The sequence below is a fragment of the Psychroflexus tropicus DSM 15496 genome (genome assembly GCF_000378765.1).
Classification (GTDB): Bacteria; Bacteroidota; Bacteroidia; order Flavobacteriales; family Flavobacteriaceae; genus Psychroflexus; species Psychroflexus tropicus.
Window position 1 is genome coordinate 194,463 of sequence record NZ_KB905342.1, and the last position, 24,565, is coordinate 219,027.

General features: G+C 37.2%; 24 protein-coding genes. 15 read left to right on the plus strand and 9 right to left on the minus strand.

The features are described from left to right. Nucleotides 1-157: 157 nt before the first annotated feature. The 4 genes from F598_RS0100785 to F598_RS0100800 form a co-directional block, all read right to left on the minus strand. Nucleotides 158-1,819 carry an SGNH/GDSL hydrolase family protein gene (locus F598_RS0100785; protein WP_019037101.1) on the minus strand — a complete coding sequence of 554 codons (1,662 nt, stop codon included), beginning with the start codon at nucleotides 1,817-1,819 and terminating at the stop codon, nucleotides 158-160. Nucleotides 1,820-1,831: 12 nt separating this feature from the next. Further along, on the minus strand, nucleotides 1,832-4,633 hold the full coding sequence (locus F598_RS0100790) for a TonB-dependent receptor (RefSeq protein WP_019037102.1): 2,802 nt from the start codon (nucleotides 4,631-4,633) through the stop codon (nucleotides 1,832-1,834). 261 nt (nucleotides 4,634-4,894) lie between these two features. Continuing rightward, the gene (locus tag F598_RS0100795; RefSeq protein ID WP_019037103.1) at nucleotides 4,895-5,665 is read right to left on the minus strand and encodes an alpha/beta fold hydrolase; all 771 of its coding nucleotides are present in this window, start codon (nucleotides 5,663-5,665) and stop codon (nucleotides 4,895-4,897) included. Continuing rightward, entirely contained in the window at nucleotides 5,666-6,379 is a 714-nt protein-coding gene (locus F598_RS0100800) for a pyridoxine 5'-phosphate synthase (protein ID WP_019037104.1), read from the minus strand. It lies immediately after the preceding gene. Nucleotides 6,380-6,458: 79 nt separating this feature from the next. Between F598_RS0100800 and F598_RS0100805 the strand changes: the two genes are divergently transcribed. From F598_RS0100805 to murI, 8 genes are all read left to right on the plus strand, one after another. Then, nucleotides 6,459-7,115, plus strand: a complete 657-nt coding sequence (locus F598_RS0100805) for a CBS domain-containing protein (protein WP_019037105.1) — start codon at nucleotides 6,459-6,461, stop codon at nucleotides 7,113-7,115. A gap of 4 nt (nucleotides 7,116-7,119) precedes the next feature. Beyond that, complete coding sequence (locus F598_RS0100810) at nucleotides 7,120-8,007, plus strand: NAD kinase (protein WP_026302428.1); 888 nt, start codon at nucleotides 7,120-7,122, stop codon at nucleotides 8,005-8,007. 98 nt (nucleotides 8,008-8,105) lie between these two features. Then, nucleotides 8,106-8,816 (plus strand): type IX secretion system protein PorG, encoded by a 711-nt coding sequence (gene porG / locus F598_RS0100815; protein WP_019037107.1) that lies wholly within the window; start codon nucleotides 8,106-8,108, stop codon nucleotides 8,814-8,816. A 3-nt stretch (nucleotides 8,817-8,819) separates the two neighbouring features. Then, nucleotides 8,820-9,557 (plus strand): undecaprenyl pyrophosphate synthase, encoded by a 738-nt coding sequence (locus tag F598_RS0100820; protein WP_019037108.1) that lies wholly within the window; start codon nucleotides 8,820-8,822, stop codon nucleotides 9,555-9,557. Next, a complete protein-coding gene (locus F598_RS0100825) occupies nucleotides 9,493-12,150 on the plus strand; it encodes a BamA/OMP85 family outer membrane protein (RefSeq protein WP_019037109.1) in 2,658 nt (885 codons plus the stop codon). The genes F598_RS0100820 and F598_RS0100825 overlap by 65 nt, the downstream gene beginning before the upstream one ends. Nucleotides 12,151-12,180: 30 nt before the next feature. Beyond that, complete coding sequence (locus F598_RS0100830) at nucleotides 12,181-12,984, plus strand: OmpH/Skp family outer membrane protein (RefSeq protein WP_019037110.1); 804 nt, start codon at nucleotides 12,181-12,183, stop codon at nucleotides 12,982-12,984. 27 nt (nucleotides 12,985-13,011) lie between these two features. Beyond that, nucleotides 13,012-13,521, plus strand: a complete 510-nt coding sequence (locus tag F598_RS0100835) for an OmpH/Skp family outer membrane protein (RefSeq protein ID WP_019037111.1) — start codon at nucleotides 13,012-13,014, stop codon at nucleotides 13,519-13,521. 54 nt (nucleotides 13,522-13,575) lie between these two features. Next, nucleotides 13,576-14,364, plus strand: a complete 789-nt coding sequence (gene murI, locus F598_RS0100840; RefSeq protein WP_019037112.1) for a glutamate racemase — start codon at nucleotides 13,576-13,578, stop codon at nucleotides 14,362-14,364. On the opposite strand, the gene F598_RS0100845 is transcribed toward murI, so the two are convergent. Next, complete coding sequence (locus tag F598_RS0100845; RefSeq protein WP_083925426.1) at nucleotides 14,361-15,404, minus strand: PorP/SprF family type IX secretion system membrane protein; 1,044 nt, start codon at nucleotides 15,402-15,404, stop codon at nucleotides 14,361-14,363. The two genes, murI and F598_RS0100845, sit on opposite strands and share 4 nt — an antisense overlap. Nucleotides 15,405-15,583: 179 nt before the next feature. Here F598_RS0100845 and F598_RS0100850 point away from each other — a divergent pair, with 179 nt between their 5' ends. Continuing rightward, on the plus strand, nucleotides 15,584-16,495 hold the full coding sequence (locus F598_RS0100850; RefSeq protein ID WP_019037114.1) for a NifU family protein: 912 nt from the start codon (nucleotides 15,584-15,586) through the stop codon (nucleotides 16,493-16,495). Between the two features lie 63 nt (nucleotides 16,496-16,558). Here the strand turns inward: F598_RS0100850 and lpxB are convergent, their stop codons facing one another. Next, nucleotides 16,559-17,689 (minus strand): lipid-A-disaccharide synthase, encoded by a 1,131-nt coding sequence (gene lpxB, locus F598_RS0100855; protein WP_019037115.1) that lies wholly within the window; start codon nucleotides 17,687-17,689, stop codon nucleotides 16,559-16,561. Nucleotides 17,690-17,821: 132 nt separating this feature from the next. Here lpxB and F598_RS0100860 point away from each other — a divergent pair, with 132 nt between their 5' ends. The 5 genes from F598_RS0100860 (at nucleotide 17,822) to F598_RS0100880 (ending at nucleotide 21,907) form a co-directional block, all read left to right on the plus strand. Further along, a complete protein-coding gene (locus F598_RS0100860; protein ID WP_019037116.1) occupies nucleotides 17,822-18,688 on the plus strand; it encodes a YicC/YloC family endoribonuclease in 867 nt (288 codons plus the stop codon). A gap of 2 nt (nucleotides 18,689-18,690) precedes the next feature. Next, the gene (gmk, locus tag F598_RS0100865; protein ID WP_019037117.1) at nucleotides 18,691-19,269 is read left to right on the plus strand and encodes a guanylate kinase; all 579 of its coding nucleotides are present in this window, start codon (nucleotides 18,691-18,693) and stop codon (nucleotides 19,267-19,269) included. A 2-nt stretch (nucleotides 19,270-19,271) separates the two neighbouring features. Next, nucleotides 19,272-19,853 carry a nicotinate (nicotinamide) nucleotide adenylyltransferase gene (gene nadD, locus F598_RS0100870; protein WP_019037118.1) on the plus strand — a complete coding sequence of 194 codons (582 nt, stop codon included), beginning with the start codon at nucleotides 19,272-19,274 and terminating at the stop codon, nucleotides 19,851-19,853. A gap of 132 nt (nucleotides 19,854-19,985) precedes the next feature. Then, a complete protein-coding gene (locus tag F598_RS0100875) occupies nucleotides 19,986-20,993 on the plus strand; it encodes an NAD(P)H-dependent glycerol-3-phosphate dehydrogenase (RefSeq protein ID WP_019037119.1) in 1,008 nt (335 codons plus the stop codon). 5 nt (nucleotides 20,994-20,998) lie between these two features. Then, the gene (locus F598_RS0100880) at nucleotides 20,999-21,907 is read left to right on the plus strand and encodes an EamA family transporter (RefSeq protein WP_019037120.1); all 909 of its coding nucleotides are present in this window, start codon (nucleotides 20,999-21,001) and stop codon (nucleotides 21,905-21,907) included. Between the two features lie 2 nt (nucleotides 21,908-21,909). On the opposite strand, the gene F598_RS0100885 is transcribed toward F598_RS0100880, so the two are convergent. The 3 genes from F598_RS0100885 to F598_RS0100895 all read right to left on the minus strand — a co-directional run bounded on the left by F598_RS0100885 (nucleotide 21,910) and on the right by F598_RS0100895 (nucleotide 24,001). Next, nucleotides 21,910-22,311, minus strand: a complete 402-nt coding sequence (locus F598_RS0100885) for a hypothetical protein (protein WP_019037121.1) — start codon at nucleotides 22,309-22,311, stop codon at nucleotides 21,910-21,912. A 239-nt stretch (nucleotides 22,312-22,550) separates the two neighbouring features. After that, entirely contained in the window at nucleotides 22,551-23,573 is a 1,023-nt protein-coding gene (gene pheS / locus F598_RS0100890; protein ID WP_019037122.1) for a phenylalanine--tRNA ligase subunit alpha, read from the minus strand. Between the two features lie 74 nt (nucleotides 23,574-23,647). After that, the gene (locus tag F598_RS0100895) at nucleotides 23,648-24,001 is read right to left on the minus strand and encodes a hypothetical protein (RefSeq protein ID WP_019037123.1); all 354 of its coding nucleotides are present in this window, start codon (nucleotides 23,999-24,001) and stop codon (nucleotides 23,648-23,650) included. Here F598_RS0100895 and F598_RS0100900 point away from each other — a divergent pair, their 5' ends adjacent. Continuing rightward, nucleotides 24,002-24,562 (plus strand): CvpA family protein, encoded by a 561-nt coding sequence (locus F598_RS0100900; protein ID WP_019037124.1) that lies wholly within the window; start codon nucleotides 24,002-24,004, stop codon nucleotides 24,560-24,562. Nucleotides 24,563-24,565: the final 3 nt, after the last annotated feature.

Consider the following 24,565-nt stretch of genomic DNA (forward strand, 5'->3'; position numbering starts at 1 on the left):
TTCTTTAAAAGGTTTGGAAAAAAGATTATAGTAATTAGTTGAGCCTTAGATAAATGATAATATTATTCATTTCTAAAAATTGAAAAGCCAAAAAAAACTTTTACAAAAGTTTTTTTGGCTTTTTGGACTATGAGTTGGTTATTCTAATACGCCAAAGTTAATTCAACAAAGAGGGAGCATAGGTTGTATTAAATTCAGATATGTCGACTAAATTCCCAGAAGCTTCAAAGTTTGTTCCATATGCAGAATCTATAGCTTTTAGAATCTCGTTGGCTATTAAAGCATATCCACGAGAGGTAGGATGAACTCCATCTAAAGAAAAAGCACCGCCAGTTACTAACTCTGATGTTAGTATAAGGTTATTTTGACTTACGCCTACAGAAGCTATCTGATCCAGTAAGGCATTAGCATCAAGTAAAGCAAAGCCATTAGCTGTGGCAGCAGCACTAATCACCTGATTAAATTCTACTGTGGCGTTAAAGATTTCATCTTGCTCCTCTGGAAGTAAAACCCATTTATCTTCTAAAGGAAGTGAAATCCCTTCTACTGAAAATTGACCCGCTAAGGTTTGAGGTATTCCTTGAGAGACCAAGAAAGCAACGCTTGAACTATTTACAGTACCAATTACTGAACTACTAGGCAAAACCAAAAGATCATTTGGGGTAGCTTGCCTGGCCTGTCCATAAGCTTCACCCAAAAGTCCGGCGACCTGTGGGGCAGCCTGTTCCGGCAACCCGAGACTCACCACAAATGCTATAAATTCTGGGTTTGGAGCCAAAGCTCCTGAAATTTGAGCTGATAAATCTGTAAGGTTTTCGTCTTCGATAACGACTGCATTCGCACCTTCAGCAGAAAATTCTATAACTCTTTCTGTCTCTCCTAAAGCCTGAAATACCTGGTTAACAGCACCATAAATTGAGTTTAAAGTGGGAATCTGGTCACCAAAATCAGGATTCGAAGGATCTAAGGGATTATGAGGTACGGTTGTAAAATGAGGAATTGCAGTGACATTGGGAATATTTCCTAATACAGCTTGAACATTAGGGAGATTACCAACCAAAGAACCCACAATAGCTTGATAAGTTTGCTGAAAACCAACTCCTGGAGGTCCTTCCAAAGGTGTTATAGGGTCCGAACCATCTCCCCCAGAAAGTGCATACCCTAACACATCATTGTTACCAATCCATAAAGAGACAAATGTGGGCTGCTGTGCTATAGCATCCGCTAAAATGGTAGTTTGTGGTGAACTTGCCATTCTTACAAAATATGGATTTGCTGTGGGCGGATTTGAAATCACTCCCGAAAAATCTCCGTACCCAGGAGCTAATAAATGAAAACTCTTTGCTCCTGGCACTCCGAGATTATTAAAAGGGCCGCTAGGGTTATTGCTTAAAATATCTGTTGTAGGTTGTATGCCTTCAACCAGTTGAGATAACGGAACAGGTCCCGAACCATCAAAAACTAATCTTGGTTCAAATCCTGGAAGTGGATTACCTCCGGCTAAAAGCCCTCCAATATTATCGTTCATTAAAGGCTGAGTAAATGGCTCTGTGTTTGCAACAAAAGCAAATTGACTTGATAATATAGAAGGCATTGAATTTTCCTGGGAAACACGATATAGAGCACCATCGGAAAATCCTGCTGTCAATGAATTTCCCAGCGATACATAAGTTGTAAAGTCTGCATCGCCAATTGTAAAGTTTTCAGTTTCTTCAATATCCTGGGAAGCTCTTTCTTTTAAATCTTCAAAGGCATCGTTTTCACATGCTGAAAGGCCTATAATTAAAAGAGCAAAGAGAAAGTATTTAGAATTTTTCATCAATAATAGTTTTTAAAAGTTATTAATGGTTAGTGAAATATAGTATTGAGATCCTATAAAACCTGTACCAAATGCAGTAAAGTATTCATCCTGTAATAAGTTGGCTGCGCCAAGCTTAAGTGTAGATTTATATTTTGGAATTCTGTAATTAACTTGTGCATCAAAAACATTAAATGATGGTACTACACCGTCTCCAAAACTCGCTTCCCAGAAGTAAGTATCTCTCCATCTCCAGGATACATTGAAACCAAAATTTTCAAAAAGGTCTGTGTGCCCAAATGAGGTTTTAACCTGATGTTCTGGAGTATTAAAACCTAATCTTACATTAGGATTTGCAGCCACATCAAAATCTAATAAAGCATACGTATAGTTAGTGCTTAAGTCAAATCCATTAAAGACCTTTGTAGAAAGGCCAATCGCTCCTCCGTAAGATCTTACTTCTTGCTCTGTGTTGGTATAGGTTTGAAACACCTGAAAATCTCCATTTGCTATCGCTGCAACCGCAAGTGGTGTGTTAGTGCCGGGAACAGTTTCTGTCAATTCAACATCACCGTAAAATGGAGCGATGACATTTTCATTGGATAAGAAATCCTGATAAATATTATAATAAACAGAGGCATCTAATACTACTCCACCTTCTTTGCCTCGGTATCCTAACTCGAATGAAGAAACCTGTTCTGGAGTGGCAAGACTTGAGTTACCAATTTCAAGATCAGCTGGATTTCCAGACTGAGAGAAATCCTGGTTCACAGAGTTTGCAGTGAATGAATTTTCGTAAGCTCCTGTCCCGTCTAAATCTAAAGTAGGTGACCCTAAGATAGAAGCACCAAATGGACTTAAATTTCCATCGGCAACACTAAATTGCTTCGAATATCTTTCTGGGTTATCAAATGCACCACCAATCAACACCGCTCTTCCAACATCTAGACCAATGTAAAGATCTTGGGTTGTTGGATTTCTAAAGCCAGTTTGAAAAGAAGCCCGAATGTTGTGATCTTTCGCAATAGTAAACCCTGCAGAAAGTCTTGGAGAAAAGAAACCATCGAACAATTCTGATTTATCATACCTTAAAGACCCTGTAAGTTTCATCTTTACCATATCGGAGATGTCAACATCTTTCTGAATTTGAGTGTAAAGTCCAAATTCTGAATATCCTATGCTTCCATCGGTATCGGTATAAATAGTTCCTCCGGAATTGAGTTCGTAAACCCTTAAAGATCCACCGACCTGGACTTCTGCAAAGTCCCATAAATGTCCGAAATTATAATTGGCATCCGAATGGTAAAATCTGGAGTTGTCTTGAAATTGTGATCCTTCACTCAAATCCGGATTTGATGTCACCTCATTAAAGGCATTTTGAAATTCTGGAGTACCTGGTATGAGTCTTCCTGTATCTGCAGCAGCCCTTGCAGCGTTATGTTTTTGCTGTGTGGTGAGTCCTTGAGGGTTTCCAGAGAGCTCAATTCCTGCATAGGTGTTTATGTAATCTCCAAACCAATCGGCATCACTTTTCCAGGCTCTGTTGATGTTAATCCCTGTGAATACCATATCGTAAGAATCTCCAGCATCATCTTCGTTAACATAAGCTCTTACAAAGAAATTGTTGTTTTTGACTTCAATTTTATGTTGCTGAAGAATAAAGTTTTTGATATTGTATCGGTTAGCGCCCTGATAAATCGTATTACCACTTCCTATCTTACCCACATATTGAATTTCAAAATCGTCTCCCCAGGGTCTATAATATAGGCCCCAGTCTGCCTTTAAGCTTTCCGCATTATAATTAGTAAGATCGACTTCATCGTATCCGGTTCTACTCACTTCTACATCTGGAATTATACCAAGACCACCCGAGGCCGTTCTTATATTGGTAGACACCTCGTCTCCATAAATATTGATTCCATCATAATCTGTATCAGCTCTTGTCAAACCCCTATTCAGTTTATCATCTTGGTTGGTCGCCCACCAATCGGTTCCTTTTAAATATCCTAGATTCACTTTGGCGGCAAATTTATCGCTAAACTTGTGAGCGATTCGTATTCCTACATCTGTAAAAGAATTGTCTCCTGCGGCATCCTGAGAGGTTATCCCCTGCTTAACATAACCACTGATTCCAGAGAAGTCGAATGGGTTCTTACTTCTCATAAATAAAATACCGTTAAAAGCATTAGCACCATAGAGCCCAGATGAAGCTCCTGGTAGAATTTCAACACTTTGTACATCTGTCTCCACCATACCAATTAAATTACCCAATGGAAAGTTAAGAGCTGGAGCAGAATTGTCCATACCATCTACAAGCTGCATAAAACGGGCATTCGCAAATCCTGCAAAACCTCTCGTGTTAATAGATTTGAAGGTAAGACTGTTTTTATTGATGTCTACCCCTTTAAGATTTTCCAATCCTCCATAAAAGTCTGCTGAGGCGGTTTGACGCACTTCTTTGATACCAAAACGTTCCACCGTAACTGGAGATTCAAAAATCCGTTCTGGCGTTCTGGAAGCTGATATAACTACCTCATCTAACTGACTGCTTAATTTTAAAGCAACATCAATGGTCTGAGATGCGTTTTCTACTCTAACGATTGAGTTTTCAAAGCCAGTAAATGATATAACAATATCAAAAGGAGGCGCTTGATCGGTAGTTAACTCAAACCTACCCTCAAAATCTGAGGTAGTTCCTACGTCGGAATTTGCTATTAACACGTTAGCACCCGGCAAGGGTATACCAGAATTATCTTTTACGGTTCCCTTGACTACAGTTTGAGAAAAGGAGGACAAGCAAAAGATAAAAAAAAGAAGATTTAATATTGATCTCATAGTTATTTGTTGTTTAGTTAAAGCTAAACTAAATAATTAATATTTAATTAACAATGCAGATTTAAATAAATATGACTTTAGACTGCATTACTTTAATAAATCGTCAATTAATTAAACAAATAATTACGAATGTCCATTTCAAAACCTAATTGTGAGGCTTCAATTTTGTTTTAGAAGTTAATAAATGTTAAGGACACGACATCCTTTTTCAGTTGCCTTGAAACTTAAGCGCGTTTACTGTGTTAAAAAATTGAAATCTGTCTATTCTCTGGTAAGAAATTCAAGACTTAATTTTAAAAAATCTTCTCTTTTTTCTGCGTGAATCCAGTGCCCTGCATTAGGAATTGTTTCAATCGTAAAATTTTGGAAGTGACTAGCAATTTGCGATTTATCACTATCTTTTATGTAGTCGGAATTACCACCCCTAATAAAAAGGGTTTCTTTTGAATAAGTGGATCCCAAAGGTAAGGCTTTACCTATTTCTGCTATGTTAGATTGAAGCGCTTTAAGATTCATTCTTAAAGCCATTTCATTTTGAGTTTTCCAATATAGATTTTTGAGTAAAAACTGTCTTACCGGTAATTCTGTAATATAATTAGCTAATAGCTCATCGGCATCGGTTCTGGAAGAAAGCTTTGAATCAGCTATGGCTTGAAGTCCTTCTAAGATCTGTTGATGATGAGGTGGATAATATTTTGGCGCTATATCCACAATGATCAACTTATCTATCATCTTGGGATAAAGCGTTGCAAAACGCATTGCAGTTTTCCCGCCCATAGAATGCCCTATAATTGAAGCGCTTTTGATGTCTTTCTCTTTTAGGTATGCTTTCAAATCTTCAGCCAAGAGCTCGTAGTTAAAAGCTTCATCATGAGGACTTCTACCATGATTTCTTTGATCTACTAAATGCACTTCAAAACCTTCTTTAGCATAGGAATTGGCCAGTGTTTTCCAGTTGTCTCCCATGCCTAAAAATCCGTGAAGAATGATTAAAGGATTTCCATTTCCTTTTATTTTAGAGTGTAGTTTCATTCAGCTCAATTTTTTCAAATAAGACTTTACAACAGACTCGAGTCCGTCGTATAAAGCTTCAGAAATAAGTGCATGACCAATAGACACCTCGTCTATGAAGGGAAGTTTTTCTGCAAAAAAAGCAATATTATCTAGAGATAAATCGTGACCAGCATTAATTCCTAAGCCTAACTTTTTTGCTTCTTCAGCACAAATAATGTAGGGCTGTATAGCCTTTATCTTATCTACAGGGTAACCCTCTGCAAAAGCTTCAGTGTAAAGCTCAATTCGGTCTGTACCCACTTCAGCGGCCCCTCTTACCATTTCAATCTGGGGATCTACGAAAATGGAAGTACGGATACCATTGGCTTTAAATTTAGCAATGACTTCTTTTAAAAAATCTTTGTGTTCTACAGTGTCCCAACCAGCATTAGAGGTTAACACATCCTCTGCATCGGGGACCAAGGTCACTTGTGCAGGCTTGGATTCTAGCACCAGTTCGATAAACTTTGGATTGGGGTTCCCCTCAATATTGAATTCAGTCGTCACCACTTTGGTTAACTCTCTCACATCTGCATAACGAATATGGCGTTCGTCTGGCCTTGGATGCACGGTGATTCCCTGTGCTCCAAATGATTCTAATCGTTTGGCAGCGTCCACTACATTAGGTATATTACCTCCTCTTGCGTTCCTAAGCGTTGCGATTTTGTTTATATTAACACTAAGTCTAATCATTGTTAGTTTTTAAACAAAAATACAATCAAAAGAGAGACTTTGCTCCTATTTTATGTATTTTGCATGAAAAGATCATTATATGATTTGGCAACAATTTATAAATCACAGTATAAAGTCTATTGAAGTTTCAGATAGGATTTCTGACCTTAAAAAAGCTTTTGGATCCACTCACTTAAATCATTTACCTGTCTTCAAAAAAGGAATTTTTAAAGGCAGCATTAATAGAGATGACCTTATTGATTTAGATCCAAGTTCTACACTATCTGATCATAAGTATCTCATAGAATTGTTTTATGTAGAAACCCATAAATCGAATTTGGACCTCATTCACGAATTTGCCAATCACCAAACTAACCTCCTGCCTATACTCGATGAAAATAAAAACTACATTGGTGCTATGAGGCTGGAAGATGTTCTGGATCTTTTTGGAGAAACCCCTTTTGTTGCCAACGAAGGTGAAGTTATTATTTTGAAAAAAGATAGAGCTAGTTTTTCCTTTAGTGAGGTGGCCCAGTTAGTCGAAACCCTAAACGCTAGAGTATCTGGAATGTATGTAAGTCAACTCACACAAGATTTTGTAGAAATCACCATAAAAATTGAGCGTCAAGGCATCAATGAGATTTTACAAACGTTTAGACGTTATGAATATCAAATCCTTAGTGAGCATCCCGAAGATCTATTCGCTGAAGATTTAAAAGAACATTCAGATTACCTCAATAAATATCTTGACATATAAACCTATGGTAAGTCGCGTCGCCATTTTTGGACAGGCATTTTATCCTGAAACTGAGAAGTACCTGATACAGCTTTTGAAAGTTTTAAGCACCCAGCGTATCGATGTTGTTATTGAAAAGGAATATTTCAAACTTTTGGAAAAACAAAACTCGGTGGTTGGATTTGATGGCATCCATACCTTTGAAAGTTTAGATGAAAAAGTAGATTTATTTTTTACCATTGGTGGCGATGGTACCATATTATCTGCTGTAAAATTTGTAAAGCATCTCAACATACCGATTATTGGAATCAATACTGGAAGACTAGGATTTCTGGCGACAGTTCATAAAGATGAGATTAAAAAAAGTATTGAAGACATTTTGGAGGGCCATTATAAAGTATCTGAGCGCTCGCTACTAGAAGTAAAATTGGATTCTAAAACCTCCACTCTTGGAGATTTTTCTTACGCCCTCAACGATGTAGCAATAAGCCGAAAAGAGACCACTTCCATGATTACTATAGAGACTTGGCTGGATGATGAGTTTTTAAATTCTTATTGGTCTGATGGTATTATAATTTCAACTCCTACAGGATCCACAGGCTACTCTTTAAGTTGTGGTGGTCCTATAGTTACCCCTCAAACCAAAAGTTTTATCTTAACCCCTATTGCCCCACACAATCTGAATGCCAGACCCTTGGTTATTCCAGATCATCTCAACATCAAATTGAAGATATCCGGCAGAGATAAGCAGTACCTTATATCCTTGGACTCTCGGCTTTCTAGCCTGGATAAAGACACCACAGTTCATATCAAAAAAGCAGACTTTAATGTAAAACTGGTTTGGTTGCATAATGATAGCTTCATAACCACCTTAAGGAAGAAATTACTTTGGGGTCAAGATAAGCGAAATTAAAACAATAATTACAGCTTTAAAGTGTTCTTAGAAGACAACTGTATAAAACGCAGAGTGTTGAATTCAATATTTATATATTTGCAAACTTTTGAAAATCTATGAGATATATTCTTATTGGCATCTTACTAGTATGTGGGATTCAACGTTCTCAAGCTCAAACCTACGAGATAGGCTTAATGCTCGGCGGGACCAATTTTGTAGGCGATGTTGGATCTGCATCTTTTATGAGCCCAAAGGATTACCTAAGCACAGATAAAATATCTTATGGAGCTATTGCTAAGTGGAATCGAAGCCCAAGACATGCGTTTCGATTGAGCGCAATGAGAATTAACACCTTTGGAAATGATCTTAGATCTGACGAGCCAAGACGATTCAATAGGGGTTATGCTTTTAAGTCCTCGATTAACGAAATATCTCTTGGCTTAGAATTTAATTTTTTGGAATGGGATCTTCACGCCTTAAAACGGCCTTTGTTTACTCCTTACATCTACACTGGACCTACTTACTTTTTCACAAATGAATTTATTCTAGAAAACAATGAGCTTGTAGAAGGAGAATCGACTTCAAGTTTTGCGTTACCACTGGTTTTTGGGGTTAAAGGAACGCTTAGCAGACATTGGATTTTAGCTGCAGAATTTGGGGCTCGTTACACCTTTTCAGACAATTTGGACGGAAGTAACCCGGAAGAAATAAACAGTCAAACAAATTATCCTACCTTTGGCAATTCTAATATGAACGATTGGTACATTTTTTCAGGAATAACGCTAACCTATACATTTGGTCGTAAGCCTTGTTACTGCAATTTTTAGTGAATGGATTTTAAGTCAAACATCATTGTCGAAAAGCTACCCAAACATATTGCCATCATCATGGATGGTAACGGTCGATGGGCAAAAAACCAGGGTTTACTTCGTGTAAAAGGACATGAAAGAGGGACTAAAGCAGTAAGAGATACAGTAGAAGGCTGCGCAGAACTTGGCGTTAAAAACCTAACGCTGTATGCATTTTCTACAGAAAATTGGAATCGACCTAAACTGGAAGTTCAAACCTTAATGAAGCTTCTGGTGTCTTCTCTAAAAAAAGAGATTAAAACATTACAGGAAAACAAAATTAAGCTCCAGGCCATTGGCTGCATCGAGAATTTACCCTCCAAGGCTAGGAAAGAATTGAGTGAAGTCATGAGCAAAACAGCTCGAAACACACACATGACACTCACTTTAGCCCTAAGCTACGGATCGAGAGAGGAAATAATTCAGGTCGTAAAAAAAATAAGTGATAAGGTAAAAAATAATATAATAGATTCAGAAAGTATTGATGAATCTACAATAAATAAGCATCTTTACACCCAAAATTTGCCAGATGTAGACATGATGATTCGCACCAGTGGTGAGCAGCGCATAAGCAATTTCTTATTGTGGCAAATGGCATACGCTGAGCTATATTTCACTGATGTGTTGTGGCCGGATTTCAGAAAAGAAAACCTTTTTGAAGCAATTTACGAATACCAAAAAAGAGAAAGAAGATTTGGAAAAACAAGTGAACAACTTTAAGTACTCCTTATTGTTTGCTAGAATAATAAGATATATATCTATTCTAGCCTTTTTATTGATTAGCGCAGTCACAACGGCTCAAAATACACCTCAACAAGCCGCAGGTAAAAAATATACACTAGGTGAAATAGAAGTCATAGGCTCTTCCAGTTATAATGAACAAACTGTTATTGCCTTCACAGGGCTTAAAAAAGGAGAAGAGATTTATATTCCAGGAGATCGGATTAGCAAAGTTTTGAAAAAGCTTTGGGACCTTAAGTTGTTCAGTGACATCAATTTTTACCTCAAAAATGTCGACGGAGACACAGCAGACTTGCAGCTTGAAATTGTTGAAGTCCCCAAGCTTAATGAAGTAAAAATTAGAGGGGTCAAGAAGCGTAAACGCTCTGAAATTGTTAAGGATAACCAACTCCAAAAAAACACAAAAGTAACCGAGAATTTCATTATCAATCTACGTAATAATCTCGAAGATAAATACAAAGAAAAAGGCTATCTCAATGCCAAAGCTAACATCACTACTCGACCTGCTGTAGATACTACTTCCACAGATAATCTTGTAGATATGACAGTAAATATCGAGCGAGGAGATAAGGTAAAAATAAGCTCAATAAATATAGAGGGGAATGAAGTTTTTTCTGACTGGAAGGTGAAACGAATGATGAAAAAAACCAAGGAGAAATTTTTCCTGAGGTTTTGGAAACGTTCAAAATTTATTGAAGATGAGTACGAAGCCGACAAGGAAAGAATTGTCAAAAAATTTAAAGAAAAAGGGTATCGTGACGCGAGAATTGTGAGCGATTCTATGATTGTAAAATCGGATACTGAGATAGCGCTCAACATTGAAGTGAATGAAGGAGATCGTTATTATTTTGGAGATATTGAGTTTTTAGGGAATTCTGCTTACACCGACGCACAACTGAATCAATTGATGGGAATCAGAAAAGGCGACCCTTATAACGGTACGGTAATTCAGAATAAAATTGCCAATACTGAAAAACCCGACGCCAATGACATTACCAACTTATACCAAAACAATGGCTATTTATTTTCTAATATCACTCCAGTAGAAACCAGGATTTATAACGACACTATCGATTTTGAGATTAGAATTAATGAAGGTAAAATTGCTTATTTTAATGAAATATTTGTCAACGGAAACGATAAGACTAATGACAATGTCATCTTTAGAAACTTAAGAACCCGTCCTGGACAACAATATAGCAAGCAGGATGTGATGAGCACCATTCGAGAATTGGGGCAACTTGGTTTTTTCAATGCAGAAAATCTTGAGCCGAAATTTGAAAATGTCGACCCTCAATCTGGAACCTTGGATTTACAGTATGTAGTCGAAGAACAAGGTAGTAGCCAGATTGAATTGCAAGGTGGATATGGCGGCGGCGGATTTATTGGGACTTTAGGTTTAAGGTTTAATAATTTCTCTATTAAAAATATATTCAATAAAGAAGCTTATAAACCTGTACCAATGGGAGATGGCCAGTCTTTATCTCTTAGAGCACAAGCTAGTATTGCTTTCCAGAATTACAGTTTATCTTTTGTGGAGCCCTGGCTTGGTGGAAAGAAGCCTGTGCAGCTTTCGGTTTCTTTATCGCAGACCATTCAATTCCTGTTCAACCCCTTGACAAGAAGAGCAGATAATGACAGAAGTTTTACTATTTCCGGGATAAACATAGGTTTTGCAAAACGATTGAGAGAACCTGATCAAAACTTTACTTTGTCTACGGCGATTGGATACCAAAACTTTCAATTAAGCAATTACAATATCGGTTTATTTAGATTCCCTAACGGTACCTCCAACAACTTGTCATTTACAGTTGGATTAAACAGAAACAATACGTTCAAAAACCCAATTTTTCCAATGGGAGGTTCAGAATTTGATTTTTCTGTAAAGTTTACTTTGCCTTATTCTGCCTTCAACGATGTTGATTATGCTGAATTAAGGGACGAACGAAGGGTCGCTATTGAAAATAATGATAACGAAGCTTTGGCAAGAATTGATCAACAGCGATTCAATTGGCTGGAATTTTATAAGGTGAAATTCAGCGGTGACTGGTACAATAATTTGTTTGATAAATTAGTTCTTAGAACACGATTTGAATACGGATTCCTAGGGGCTTATAATAATGACAGAGGTATTCCTCCTTTTGAGCGTTTCTTTTTAGGAGGTGATGGACTTGCAGGATTTGCTTTAGACGGTAGAGAAATTATTGCCTTAAGAGGTTATCCAAACCAATCGATATTGCCTAGATCCAGAACCGTAGGAGGCGAAGAGAGTTTTAATGATGGAGCTTCGATTTATAATAAATACACCATGGAATTAAGATACCCGATCACGCTTAAACCATCGGCGTCTATTTATGGTCTAGCCTTTATGGAAGGTGGAGCTACATTTGACGAGTTTAAGGACTTTACCCCTTTTGAGATGAGTCGCTCTGCTGGTGCTGGTTTGCGTATATTTATGCCTGCCTTCGGACTTTTAGGAATCGACTTTGGGTATGGTTTTGATCCTATCCCAGGAAGTAACACTGGAGCCAATGGCTGGGAAACTCACTTTATAATTGGACAACAATTCTAAATTTGGCATGGTTTTTAATCATAATTTATCATGAAACTATTTCAGTACGTTTTATTTCTTAGCTTAATTACATTCTCTGGCTTCGGTCAGGCTGGTTTAAAAATTGCCTATGTAGATATGGATTATATTTTGGATAATCTACCTGAATATAGACAAGCTTCAAGTCAACTCAATGCTAAAGCTCAGCAATGGCGTACAGAAATAGAAAGTAAACAAAATGAAATTGATAGGCTTAAAGCGGAATTAGAAAATGAAAGACCGTTGCTTACTTCTGATTTAGTTCAGGATATGGAAGATGAAATCAGCTTTCTGGAGAATCAATTACTTGAGTTTAGAAATCAGCGTTTTGGTGTTTCTGGAGATTTTATAGTTCAAAAAAGACAATTGATACAGCCTATTCAAGATCAGATTTTTAATGCTATCCAGGAATTAGGACAGGATAGAGATTATGATTTTATTTTTGAAAATTCTGCAGATGCTTTACTTTTGTTTTCAGCAAGAAGGCATGATATTAGTGAAGTCATTTTAAAATTAATCAATAGGAATTCGAGAGGAGCAAAAAAAGATACTGCAGATGTACTTGAGGAAGTAGAGGACTATAAATCGGTTGAGAAAGCAAAAGATGAAGAACTGAAAAAAGAAGAAAAGGCACTCAAAGAAGAAGAACAGAAAAATGAAAGAGAAGCACTTATCGAAGAAAGACAACGTAAGAGGGATTCGCTTCGTGATGCCAGACAAAGACAATTTGAAGAGCGAAGAGCTCGAATATTAAAACAAAGAGAAGAACGACAAAGAGAACGAGACTCTATAAAAAACGCGAGAGAAAATAATTAATTATAATCACTAAACTAAAATTAAGAAATGAAAACTCTAAAAACAATTGTAGTAGCCTTGGTATTGACTTTTGGATTGATGGCAAGCACAAATGCACAATCTAAAGTGGCACATATTAACTCACAAGAGTTTGTACAAAATTTACCGAGTTATAAATCTGCTATGACGGAGCTAGAGCAACGTGAAAAGACATATCGTAAAGAAATTGATGATCTTTTGAAAGAGGCTCAAAAAACTAACGAGCGTTATCAGCGTGAAGCAAGCACTAAAACGGAAGAAGAAAACCAAAAAAGAGCAATGGAACTTCAGGAAATGCAACAGTCTATCCAAGAGTACAGACAAACTGCTTCTGAAGATCTTCAAAAGAAACAGGAAGAATTAATGAGACCGGTCTTGGAAAGAGCTAGAACAGTTATCCAAGAAGTAGCAAGAGCTAAAGGTTATGATTATGTACTGGATTCTTCACTTGGAGCAGGCGTATTAATGGCAGATGGATACAATCTAATGGCAGATGCAAAAGCTGCGATAGGAGAATAACATTCATTATAATTCATACAAAAAGACCATCTTTGTGATGGTCTTTTTTTTATTATGTCCCAACAACCTATAGTTTTATTTGATTCTGGCGTAGGCGGCACTTCCATATTGAAGGAACTTGTTGACTTATTACCCTATGAAGACTTTATTTACTTAGCAGATAGTAAAAATGCACCTTACGGGGAGAAGTCACCAGAAGAAATTATTCAACTCAGTGTCAAAAACACCGATCTGGCTTTAAGCTATAATGCCAAGTTGATTGTAGTAGCCTGTAATACCGCAACAACCAATGCCATTTCATATTTGAGATCACATTATCAGTTGCCGTTTATAGGGATAGAACCCGCCATTAAACCAGCAGCATCGAGTTCTGAAGTTAAAAGAATTGGTGTGTTAGCCACTGAAGGTACTTTGAGTAGTGAATTGTTTAAGAAAACCTCACAAACCTATGCCAAGGATATCAATGTTAAAGAAGTGGTTGGGCGAGGCATAGTAGAAGCGGTTGAAGGGGGATGGACGACCGATGAAAAATTTATATCTGAACTCAGTGAGCAACTCAAGCCTTTTAAAGATAGTGAAATAGATTACCTTGTGTTGGGCTGCACACATTACCCTTATATCATTCCGCAACTGAAAATTCTACTACCAGAACATATAACAATTATTGACTCTGGATTTGCAGTGGCGAAACAGACTAAATCTGTATTAAAGAAAAACAAGATTTTAAATACTTCCAGAAAAAAGGGCCTCATAAGAATCTTCACCAATATTGAAAATACAGCTCACATTAGAAACTTAGTGCCCGATCTTGAAAACATCTCAGTTACAAAAAAAGAGTTTTAGTAATTGACGGCAGGGCAGTTGCATTTATATCGTTTCCTATTTTCTCCAAAATCATAACCTAAAGTAATTTGATGAAAGCCACTGGTAGAAATTACTTCTGAAAAGGCCTGGTGGGAATAGGTGTAAGCAACCATAAACCGATTATAGTTAAATCCTAAAAAGGGTGAAATGTACTGAAGGTTTTGAGATTCAGCCTCACCTCCAGGGGCAGTAAAATCTATGCCGTCCAGAGCTCTTCGATAGGAAATCCCACCCCAGACCTGCCCTACTCCAACCTGGTAATACGCCTTAGCATTTAAATCGATATTAGTTTGACTTAAAGCTTCCCTATGCTGAAAGAATACTGAGGGTTCAAATAACCAGCGTGATTCCAGTGGACTAATCGTATAGCCAATAGACGCCAGATACTGGCGTTGGTTATTAGTTTCAAAAACTTCAGAAAAAACTCTTCGTTGCTGAGGCAAAATATTCTTGAATGTAACATGAGCAAAGAAGTTTAAAAAGAAATAAGAAACTCCCAGGTCTACATTGAATAAAGTTTCAGATTGTTGCGAACCGTCAATAGCTGGATCTGGATTCCCAACGGTATTTAAGTCAGATTGATCTAGCCGATCTTGTAGCACACCTGCACTTAATCCAAAGGAAAGCTGGTTGATATCTGCTGTAGACCTGGAAAACATGAGATGGTAAGCAAATGTGGCATAAGCAGCTTGTTGCGAAAATCGACCATTGGAATCGTTATAAAATATACCTCCTAAACCTACTTTATCGTTTATTCTCCCGTTTAAACTTAAAGTTTGTAGACTAGGAGCATCCTCCACATCAAACCATTGCTGTCTTGCTGTAAGTCTTGCTTTGTTAAAATTGGAAGCTCCAGCCATGGACGGATGAACCAGGTAGTAATTATCGGTCAAGTAATCAGAATAGATAGGTAAACTCAAGCCCTGAGAAAACGAGAGCTTTGTCACAATCATCATTATTACAAAACTCAGGATTTTAAATAGCCTATTGTATGAGAAAGAAAACTTGATAAAATTCAAAAAACAAAATCTTAACTAATGAATATCAAATATAAGATTTAAAAGCCTTTTCTTCATAAGATTAGTCTAATACTTCCTGATTTTAAGATGAATTGAAGTAAAGATAAATATCCTAAGAGAACCTCAAAACCAATACTGCTTGACAATTGTTTTGTAATTTTGCAAAAAATAATTGCATTATGTCCAATTACACTGTAGAAATAAAGCCAACCAATAAACCTTCTATACTAAAGTTTGAATTCAATGAATTTCTAACTAAACAAAAAGGTCATGAATACCATAATATTGAAGAAGCTGCCAACTCTCCTATTGCTTCTCAATTGTTTTATTTGCCTTTCGTGAAGACAGTGTATATTTCACAAAACTTTATTGCTATTGAGCGTTTTAATATTGTGGAATGGGAAGATGTACAGGATGAAGTGGCTGAACAAATGCTTAAGCACCTTAACGAAGGTGGTAAAGTTGTAAATGAAGAGGAGGCAAAATCTACCAAAAAGGTTCCTGTTACCGTTTATGCTGAAAGTACCCCCAATCCCTCAGTGATGAAGTTTGTAGCCAATAAAAAGCTTGTATTGGAGTCTGCTGAGTTCAAAAGCATTGATGAAACCGAACGCTCGCCTCTTGCCGAAAAGCTATTTCACTTTCCATTCGTCAAAGAAATATTCATGGACGAAAACTACATCTCCATAAATAAATACGATATGGCAGAGTGGGATATGATCACCAACGAGCTGAGAAGTTTCATCAAAGCCTATGTCGAAGAAGGTGGACCTATTTTGAAAACAGGTTCTGTTTCCACTAAGCAAACCGAAGAATCTTCTGCTCCAAAAATTGATACTTCTAATTTAGATGAGGTTTCCAAGGAAATCGTACAAATCCTTGAAGAGTATGTAAAGCCAGCAGTAGCCAGTGATGGTGGTAATATCGTTTTTAAATCTTACAACAAGGACTCTAAAGATGTAGAAGTTATTTTACAAGGCGCCTGCAGTGGATGTCCTTCTTCTACGATTACTTTAAAAAATGGCATCGAGACCATGCTTAAAGAAATGCTACAGGGCAAAATCAATAATGTGGTTGCCTACAACGGATAATTAAAGAGGATTTATTTTAGTGTTTTATCTGTGCAAATGGAAAGTAAATTAGCCAGATGAAGATTATTTAAGATGGCTTTGAACACTTTTCAGGATCAATTCGGCAGTTTTTTGGCTAGCTCCAACACCACCGAGCTTAGTTTTTAAAGCTTTGTAGTCCTCAAGCATTTTCTCTCGACCGTCTGGCTGAAGAATTTTATCCAGCTCTATCTCAAGTTGCTTCGTGTTAAATTCATTCTGAATCAACTCTTTAACGACTTCTCTATCCATAATGAGGTTAACGAGCGAAATGAAGTCCAGTTTCACTATTTGTTTTGCGATCCAGTAGGATATTAAATTCCCTTTATAGCACACCACTTCGGGTACGTTGAATAAGGCTGTTTCCAAAGTAGCCGTTCCGGAAGTCACCAAAGCTGCGTGAGATTTGCTCAATAAATCATAAGTATCGTTTTGAATGAGTTTCACCTTAGCTGGTAAACTGGAAATAATCGATTCATAAAAGGCTTCTTCCTGGCTTGGAGCACCCGCTATGACAAATTGATAATCAGGATAATCACTAACTACCGATAACATAACCGCAAGCATCTTTGAAATTTCTTGCTGCCGGCTTCCTGGCAACAAGGCAATGATAGGTTTATCCTCGAGTTGATGTTTGGTTTTGAAATCTTTAAAACTAATTTCAGTTCGCTTTTCAATTTGATCTAATAGCGGATGGCCAACAAAATGCACTTTAAAATTATGCTTATCCTCGTAGAAATCCTTTTCAAAAGGAAGAATCACATACATATGGTCTACATCTCTTTTGATTGCATGAATCCTGTTCTCTTTCCAGGCCCAAATCTGAGGTGATATATAATAGTGAGTAGCATAGCTATTTGCTTTAGCCCACTTCGCAATACGCATATTGAAGCCTGGATAATCTATAAAAATGATAGCGTCAGGATTATAAGCTGCGATGTCTTCTTTACAAAAAGTAATGTTTTTAAAAATGGTTTTGAGGTTAGTAATGACTTCCCAGAACCCCATAAAGGCAAGGTCCTTATAATGTTTTACTAGAATACCTCCAACAGCAGCCATGAGGTCTCCACCCCAAAATCTAAAGTCTGCCTCAGGATCTTTTTCAAGTAAGGCCTGCATCAAATTGGAAGCATGGAGGTCTCCGGAAGCCTCGCCAGCAATGATGTAATATTTCATCAGATCAATTTAGCTTTTCTAACAGCGAAATTACAACAAATAAAGCAGTAGACCTTAAGCTAACCGCTAAGTTGATAGTCATGTTCCTCTTGGATTTGCTACATTTGCAGAATCTTTTAAGACAACACAGATATGATTCAATCCATGACCGGTTACGGCAAAAGCAAAGTCGAAATTGCCGGAAAAACATTTACAGCTGAAATCAAATCTCTCAACAGTAAAAATGTAGATGCCAATGTGAGAATGCCTTCAGAGCTAAGAGAGTTAGAATTACCAATTCGTAACAAACTGTCGCAGCAACTTGGTCGTGGAAAAATTGACTTATCGATTCAAATAGAGAAACATGATGAAGAAAGCACTGCAACAATAAATACTGCTGTTGTAGAAAGTTATCTCAAACAGCTACAGAAGTTCCCCTCTGCCAACAAGGGTGATGATAACCGTTTACTGCAGATAGCCATGACGTTACCAAACGCGTTAAGTTCTGAAAAAAATGAGCTAGAACAAGAAGATGCTGAAGCTGTTTATAAGGTACTAGACCTAGCTTTAGAACAGATCAACAGCTTTAGAACTGATGAGGGTGAGGTCTTGAAAACCGATTTTGAATTACGCATCGCTAACTTAACAGACTTGCTTTCTGAAGTCAAGGCGATTGATCCAGAGCGTATCAAGCAGGTTCGGGAAAGATTGAGGAAAGGAGTTGAAGAGCTAAAAGAAAAGGTAGACGAAAATCGCTTTGAACAAGAACTGGTTTATTACATAGAAAAATACGATATCACCGAAGAAAAGACCAGACTAGATAACCATTTAAACTATTTTCTGAAAGCCTTAAACTCTCCAGATTCTAATGGAAAAAAATTGAATTTTATCTGTCAGGAAATCGGAAGGGAAATCAATACTATTGGAAGCAAGTCCAATTTTGCACCAATGCAAAAAGCTGTGGTACAAATGAAAGATGAACTGGAAAAAATTAAGGAACAACTTCTCAACGTATTGTAAAGATGAGTGATTCAAATCAAGGTAAGTTAATCGTATTTTCAGCACCCTCAGGTTCAGGAAAAACAACTATTGTAAGGCATTTATTAAAGCAGGAAGATCTTAATCTGGAATTTTCTATTTCAGCAACCTCCAGAGCTCCAAGAGAGAACGAAGTGGATGGTAAGGACTATTACTTTATGGACCTTAAGGAGTTCAAAAACCATATCAAAAATGACGATTTCCTGGAATGGGAAGAAGTGTACAAAGATAATTTTTATGGTACTCTCAATGCTGAAGTCGAACGGATTTGGGCTATGGGTAAGCATGTCGTTTTTGACATCGACGTGGTTGGTGGTCTCGATATCAAGAGAATATATCCCGACCGTACATTAGCTGTATTTGTAGAACCGCCAAGTATCGAAGAGCTGAAAATCAGGCTCAAAAAGCGAAAAACAGAATCCGAAGACCGCATCGCTATGCGGGTTGCCAAAGCCTCTATCGAGATGGCTACAGCACCACAGTTTGACCATATCATCGTCAACGAAAACCTGGATAAAGCACTAGAGGAAGCTCATCAGTTGGTCAAACAATTTATTAACTAGATATGCGTAAGGTAGGGCTATACTTTGGGACGTTTAATCCTTTTCACATCGGGCACCTGGTAATTGCCAATCATCTGGCAGAGCACACAGAACTTGATGAAATCTGGCTGGTCATTACTCCACAAAGTCCTTTCAAAAAGAAAAACAATCTGCTGGAAAATCATCACAGACTGGAGCTGGTTTACAGAGGCACAGAAGACTACAGCAAATTAAAACCATGCGATGTAGAATTTAAATTACCTCAGCCCAACTATACCTCTAAAACCCTGGCTGAGCTTAGAGATACCTATCCTGAAAAAGCCTTTGCCTTAATTATGGGGGAAGATAATCTGGTGAGTTTTCATAAATGGAAGAATTATGAAACTATTTTAGACCATCATGATCTCTATATCTGCCCCAGGATCACTAAAGTTGAGATCCCTCAGCAATTTAAAAATAACACAAAGATTCATCTGACAGACACCCCAGTGATGGAGATTTCTTCAACTTTAATTAGAAAGATGATTAAAACTGGCAAGAACATAAGGCCACTTCTTCAGCATAAAGTCTGGGAATATATCGATGAGATGAATTTTTACAAATAAGTGAATTAAACCTTTCAGAAGTTTATTACTCTTATTTAAAGCTTTGTTAATCGGGATGCGAAAAGATATGATTCTATAAAGCTTTGAAAAACTATACATTATTTGCTTAAATTGAATTAAAAGAAAAAGAGAATGACAAATCCTAATCCAAGCTTTGGTGTTATTGGTGGTGGCAGTTGGGCTACTGCAATTGTAAAAATGCTTTGTGAAAACGTTCCTCAAGTCAATTGGTACATGAGAAACAAGGAAGTCATAGATCATATAGAAAAGGAGTATCACAATCCTAATTATCTCAGTGCAGTTGAGTTTGATCCTAAGCAGCTCAGGCTATCAGACAATATAAACCAGGTGATTCAGGAATCAGATTTTTTAATCTTTGTGGTGCCTTCTGCCTTTTTAATGAACGAGCTCGAAAAGATGACTGTAGATATTTCAGATAAAATCATCTTTAGTGCTATAAAAGGCATTGTACCAGAATCACAACTGCTGGTCGGAGAGCATTTTCATCATAAATACAATATACCTTTTGAACGAATTGGAGTCATTACAGGACCTTGCCACGCCGAAGAAGTAGCCCTTGAGCGTTTATCTTACTTAACTATAGCCTGTGCCAATGAAGGCCATGCCAATACCCTAGCCCAGCATTTAAGCAGTGAATACATCAAATGCAATGTTTCTGAAGATATTATTGGGACAGAGTATGCAGCCGTTTTAAAAAATATATATGCCATTGCAGCAGGTATTGCTCATGGATTGGGTTATGGAGACAACTTCCAAAGTGTGCTTATGAGTAACGCCATAAGAGAAATGAAACGCTTCATTAAAAAGCGCTTTAAGATGAAACGCAATATCAACGATTCCGCCTACCTTGGAGATTTATTGGTGACAGGTTACTCTGTGTTTAGTCGTAATCGCTATTTTGGAAATATGATTGGTAAAGGCTACACCGTTAAAAGTGCTCAAATGGAAATGAGTATGGTTGCAGAAGGTTATTATGCGACCAATTCTGCTTACGAAATCAGTAATTCCTTTGGTGATAAAAAACCTAAAACGCCCATCATCAATGCAGTATATAAGGTTTTATACGAAAATAAAAACCCTAAGAAAATCTTCGCCAAATTAGCAGATAAGCTCAATTAATACCTATGAATTCAATCTTAAAAGGCGGCTTATTTGTTGCCCTTGGAGCCTCTTGTTATGGTTTACTCACCACCTTTGTTAAGCTGGCTTACGAAGAACACTATACTGCCTATGAAGTTACTTTTGCACAAATCTTAATTGGGTATTTAGCTCTGGTGATTTTAAATCTGTTTCTAAAAAAGAAAACTCCACCAATTACAAATCCTAAAAAGAGAAGAAAGACTATTTTCTACCTTGTTCTGGCTGGCACATCTTTGGGGTTTACTAGTATATTCTATTATCTGGCCGTGCAATATATCACAGTATCTGTTGGAATCGTACTCTTAATGCAAAGCGTATGGATTGGAGTTGTTCTGGACAGTATCATCAATAAGGTAAGGCCTACTAAACTAAAAATTGTATCAGTCATTCTCATTTTGATTGGAACCGTATTGGCCGCCGACCTTTTACTTGAAGAGCAACACGTAGAATTAATTGGTATTGGCTATGGGATTCTTGCTGCCCTGTCTTATACCGTCACCATCATGACATCCAATAGTGTAGGGATACAATATCACCCTATTACTCGAAGCAAATGGATGATGTTTGGGGGCCTTATGGTCGTTTCTGCAATTACGCTGCCCGAATTGATCGACTACATGGATTTTGGAATATTTACATTCTGGGGACCTGTTCTAGCTTTATTTGGTACTATTCTTCCTCCTCTGTTTTTTACGGCGGGTATGCCCAAAATAAACGTAGGTATAGGAGCTATCATTTCTTCTATAGAACTTCCCGTAGCAGTACTCATGGGCTATTTTGTGTTGGGTGAAGATCAAAACATCTATAAATGGATTGGCATACTTTTGATCTTATCCTCTATTGTGCTCATGAATATTAAAAAGGTCAAGAAAGAGCCCCTGGAGCCAGAATAAAGTTACTTGGCAACGACTCCTTTTAAGCTCAGCAAGGGTAGACTTTTCAAGTTTTTAGATTTTAAACTTCCTTTTGGAAACTTAAAGTCTTTGTGCATCAATTTTCCGTCGAGGAAATAAGTCACTTGAAAAATATTATCGACTTGAAGAACATCATCGTGGAGGAACTCCAATTTTGCAAAAGCCATGGACGGAAGTACATCTAATTTCTTTCTTAAGACTGAAGTGGTTTTCGTTTTACTCTCACCTTTAGAAACTATAAGAACAGTCTCTAGGGCCTCTGGATTTTCATTAATGATATAGATTGTCCACTCATCCACTTTAAATGTAGTATTATGCTCAAAAGCAGCTACTACATGAACGTTTTCAACTTCAGGAATTTGTTTATCGATGTCTTTCTTCATGTCCCATTGTTTGATTAAATCTATAGGTGTTGATTGAACGAAATTGTCTCGGCTGCGCCACCAATAAAGTCTTTATTTAAATAATTTATTATCAAAATCTTGTTTCAAGTTCGAGTCCTTCGACCTTGCTCTGGATAAACTTAAGCCGAGAACCATTTAGATCTCGAAGAATCTAGAGGCTCGATGCTAAAACATTATAAACATCGAATTCCATGAAATGAAATCTTAATGGCATTAGCTTAAAAGGCAGATTTAAATTGCTCTAAGAAACGTACATCGTTTTCATAAAACATACGGATATCTCCTATTTGGTATAACAGCATCGCGATGCGTTCAATACCCATACCAAAAGCGAAACCACTATATACTTTCGGGTCAATATTGCAATTGGTAAGTACGTTGGGATCTACCATACCACAACCCATAATCTCAAGCCAGCCCGTTCCTTTGGTGATTCTGTAGTCCGTTTCTGTTTCTAGCCCCCAATAGATATCTACTTCTGCACTAGGTTCTGTAAATGGAAAATAAGAGGGTCTCAATCTGATTTTAGACTTACCAAAAAGTTCTTTGGTAAAATAAATCAAAGTCTGCTTTAAGTCTTTAAAAGACACATTTTTATCGATATACAAACCTTCCACCTGATGGAAAATACAGTGAGATCTTGCAGAAATATCTTCATTTCTAAACACTCGCCCTGGAGAAATGGTTCTTATAGGCGGCTTATTATTCTCCATATAACGCACCTGAACACTTGAAGTATGCGTTCTCAATAAAATATCTTCGGGATTGGTCTGTATAAAAAATGTATCCTGCATATCTCTGGCAGGATGGTATTCTGGTAAATTAAGCGCCGTAAAATTATGCCAGTCGTCTTCTATTTCTGGACCTTCAGACACATTGAAGCCAATGTTAGAAAATATTTCTGTAATCCTGTTTTTGACCAAAGATATAGGATGTCTTGAACCAATTTCTAAAGGTTCTCCTGGTCTGGTAAGGTCTCCATAAATACCCCTATCCTCTACTTGGGAAGCGATTTCTGATTTCAGTTGATCTACCTTGTTTTGAGCAGATTCTTTAAGCTGATTGATAGTTTGACCAAATTCCTTCTTCTGCTCGTTAGGAACATTCTTGAATTCAGCAAAAAACTGGTTCAAAATTCCTTTTTTTCCTAAAAACTGAATTCTGAATTGTTCAACATCTTCAACTTTATCTGTTGTAAAACGTTCAACCTCATCGATATATCCCTTTATCTTATCTATCATGGCTTTAGTAAAATGAATTGGCAAATTTAGAAAAAATAGGTCGTTTCCTACTTATAATAAGTAAGAATTACCCTCTATTCTATATACTCGCGTTTTAGGAAGTAATTTACCAAAGCTTCTTTCATCAATACCGTTTGTTCACCCGCTTTTAGGGCTGGTAATTTGGATACATTCTTAAAATGCGGCCACCCATCATTGTCTATATAGTCAAACTCATAAAATCCGTAAGGCTCCAACAGTGTACAAATAGCAATGTGCATCAAGTTCACTTTATCGTCTTTCTTGAATTTGGCTTGAGGCTGACCAAGTTCCTGTACTCCAACTAGATATATGATGGCATCCAGATCCATTAATTCACCGTCTGCAAATCTATCAGACAGTTTAATTTGGAGGGTTTCCCAGCGTGTTTTTAGTAACTCATCTCTCATGTGGCAAAGGTAATTGCTTTAGCCGAAATGTTTATATTTGATACCATGAATGTATTAGATATTGTCCTCGGTGTTTTTCTCCTTATTGGATTTTTAAGAGGCTTTCAAAAGGGATTTATAATTGAGCTTTCTGGAATCTTAGCCCTCTTACTAGGTATCTATGCCGGTTTATCTTATGGCTATTTAGCCGAGCACTACATCGAAGGATGGACAGACTGGTCTGCCTCTACCGTAGAAATTCTTGGTTTTTTTGCCATGTTTGTGTTAGTATTGATTCTGGTTTCTATCCTAGCTAAACTTCTCACTACCATCATTAACAGTATAGCTTTGGGATTGATCAACAAAATTTTTGGAGCTATTTTTGGTGTTATAAAAACAGCTCTGTTTTTAATCATTTTACTGCTCCTCTTTGAGTATGTCAATACCAATGGAAGATTTATTGCAGAAACGAAGCTGGAAGATTCCGTTATTGTGTCTATTCTAAGAGAGTTAACTGCAACCTTATTACCTTCCTTTCAAGAGCTATTGGAAGATAGTGAATTGGTAAGCCTTACTTCATAAGAA